We start from the raw sequence: 2,602 nt of genomic DNA, 5'->3' as shown, positions 1-2,602 counted from the left end.
GTTTTTTCATCTGAAACACCTCTTATATAGAATAATTTATCTCTATACTGTGTTCCAGTTTTACTGTACCACCTCATCCACTATACTCTTAGATAGCACTATTACATTTATTGATGTATATTTTTTTGAATAATATTGATTCCCAGTGGTTAATTATGAAGTTGTTATTCTTTTGGATTCTCAACTACAGAAGGTATAGGTAATAACTCTCGCTTTTTGAGCTCTCGATATAAACTACTGACATGGCATCCTATTTCTTTTGCTATTTCCAAATAGTTATGCCCCTGTTGGAATAATAATGTGGCTTGTTTACACCTAGTATCCCAGATTTCCGATTTTGTTGGATTTTTAGGTGCTCGGTGCTTACTTGTTTTTTGGTTTAATTGTATTAATTCATTTCCGATTTTACATATTTTACATATTTCTATGTGGAATCTTGGAAAATTACTAGGGGCTATACATTTATTACAATATTGTTCCTTTAATTGAACTTTTCGTATTTCTCTCGTTATTGCTCTCATATCGATTCACCTCGATCTATTGAATAAGCTGTGAGTGTATAATCTTCATTTTTACTAATGTTTTATACAAGACTCGTTATATAATATTTTTTATCAAATAGATTGTGTAATTATATGGAACTAATCTCTACTTAACGTCCTCACAGATTGTTCGAAAGAGGGGGTCCTAAATATGGAATCCACCTAACGGTTAGGCTATCTCCGTAGTTCCTACGGTTAAAATAAGAAAGCACTCTTAAGAGTGCTTTTTCTACTTGACCATTGTTTAACATTTCATTATACCTCGTGTTACGTGAACACGTATATTTAGCTCTTCCCTTCCTACATAATATCATGTGAACAGCCACCAAATTAGAACATATTTGTCTCGATTTCGGACAAATACGAAGAAACGTTTATCATTTCCTGATAAAAAATCATACATAAGTCTTTTTCCATGTCTTAATATCATTTTTAGTAATTATCGTTTTTTAGAAAGAACACGCTGTGTTTGCGCTAATTGTTCTTCTAACAATCGAAAAAACTTCGGATTTTTAGGGACTGTTCTCTCTGACCGATTGGCGAAATCTTTCAATTCTATTCCAACTAATTAAGGAAACAAAGTATCTAACAGTAGCATTTAAAATACAGTCCATTACTCCCCGACCTTTGATGAATCGAGCAATACCTAGTTTTGTTGACACTTCTAGTTCTAAAGGAGCGAGTTGACTAGCGTCAGTGGGATTCTTGCTACCAAAAGGCGAAGTTCATTTCTGATATCGCTGACGTGCAAGAGTACGGTGTGCTATTACTACTCCCACAACAGACCCTATAGGCTCGTGAGATATCAAATTCTGTAATTTGATATTGTTTCTTACAATATCAATATTTTTTGAGTGTAAGATTATACACTGTTTTTCTTATTTGATTAGCTAGATGTCACGCCATGTATGGGACAAAATAAAAAAATAAATGATTAATCGTTGTCATAATATTAATGTTTTCTTTACATTAATATTGATGGTATGTTTTTATTTTATTAATATCATTTTTAAAAAAGTTAGGCAACATTAAGAAGATGATTTCTGTATCCAACAGGAGTCATCTTTTTTAAATTCCATTGATATCTATAGTGATTATAGTACGTCATATATTTCTTAATCTCTTGTTTCAATTCATCAAAGAACGCGCAAGGTTTTATATGAGCTTCATCTTTCATATGACCAAAAAATGATTCTTGCGGGGCGTTATCCCAACAGTTTCCTCTTCTTGACATGGATTGTCCGAGATTTAGCTTTTTGACTAGCTTTTGATAGGTAGGGCTTGTGTAATGGGCTCCTTGATCTGAATGGATATAAGCACCTTCGGTCAATCGAATCCGTTGATTCCTTTTTAGTTTATGGAGAGTGGTCGTTACGAGCTCTAATGTCATATGTTCTGAAGCATGGTAAGCTAAAATTTCATTAGTTGCGCCATCTAAAATTGTAGATAAATAGGCTCTTTGATTCTTACCATAAATTAAATAGGTGATATCTGTAAGAAGTGTTTTCCCTGGGGTATTTTGTTTAAATTCCCGATTTAATCGATTCGGTACTATTCGATGTTCTTTTGTAGCTTTTAGCATTCTTTTATAAGGATTCGCTTTGCGAACTGGACAGACGATCTCGTATTTCTTCATAATTCTACGGATACGCTTTAAATTGTAGACAATGTGAAACTGACCCGCCAATGTCATCTTTATTTGACGAGCCCCTTTCTTTCTATTTCTAAATCGAATTGCTCTTATGAATTTAGAGTTAATGAAAACAGTAGAAAATTGGTTAGAGGTACGAGGTGAATTATCTCAAGTTGCATTATTTCTGTCAGCAAGGCATTCTACTCGGATTACGAGACAAGGAATACATTATCTTATAAAAAATTACTTACATTCTATAGGACTCACAGATTATTCAGCCCACTCTCTAAGACATTCTTTTTGCCGAAATTTAGTGGATGCTAATTGACCTGGTCAAGAAAAACTGGAATATCAATTAGATTACGCAATTGATTTTGAATACTGATACGGAGTCATGCCATTTAATGATGAATGAGGACGAACGGAA

The 2,602-nt window shown here is 33.4% G+C and carries 2 protein-coding genes and 1 pseudogene; 1 reads left to right on the top strand and 2 read right to left on the bottom strand.

Translation table 11 applies throughout. The features are described 5' to 3' along the window. Nucleotides 1–164: 164 nt before the first annotated feature. Both JDS99_RS30340 and JDS99_RS30335 read right to left on the bottom strand, forming a co-directional pair. Nucleotides 165–521, bottom strand: coding sequence for a helix-turn-helix domain-containing protein (locus JDS99_RS30340; protein WP_199696432.1), 357 nt, complete (start codon nucleotides 519–521; stop codon nucleotides 165–167). A gap of 1,039 nt (nucleotides 522–1,560) precedes the next feature. Next, nucleotides 1,561–2,280, bottom strand: a pseudogene (locus JDS99_RS30335) (IS3 family transposase); the annotation flags it as partial. A 4-nt stretch (nucleotides 2,281–2,284) separates the two neighbouring features. Here JDS99_RS30335 and JDS99_RS30330 point away from each other — a divergent pair. Beyond that, nucleotides 2,285–2,503, top strand: coding sequence for a tyrosine-type recombinase/integrase (locus JDS99_RS30330; protein WP_345943248.1), 219 nt, complete (start codon nucleotides 2,285–2,287; stop codon nucleotides 2,501–2,503). Nucleotides 2,504–2,602 lie beyond the last annotated feature (99 nt).

Source organism: Bacillus cereus group sp. N6 (genome assembly GCF_016483705.1).
In the GTDB taxonomy this organism is placed as follows: Bacteria; Bacillota; Bacilli; order Bacillales; family Bacillaceae_G; genus Bacillus_A; species Bacillus_A wiedmannii.
Note: the sequence above shows the minus strand (reverse complement) of the source record. Positions and strands in the feature narration are given on the sequence as shown.

Excerpts from the sequence above, each read along its gene's own strand:
- JDS99_RS30330 (WP_345943248.1), top strand. The coding sequence starts at position 2,285 with ATGAATTTAGAGTTAATGAAAACAGTAGAAAATTGGTTAGAGGTACGA.
- JDS99_RS30340 (WP_199696432.1), bottom strand. The coding sequence starts at position 521 with ATGAGAGCAATAACGAGAGAAATACGAAAAGTTCAATTAAAGGAACAA.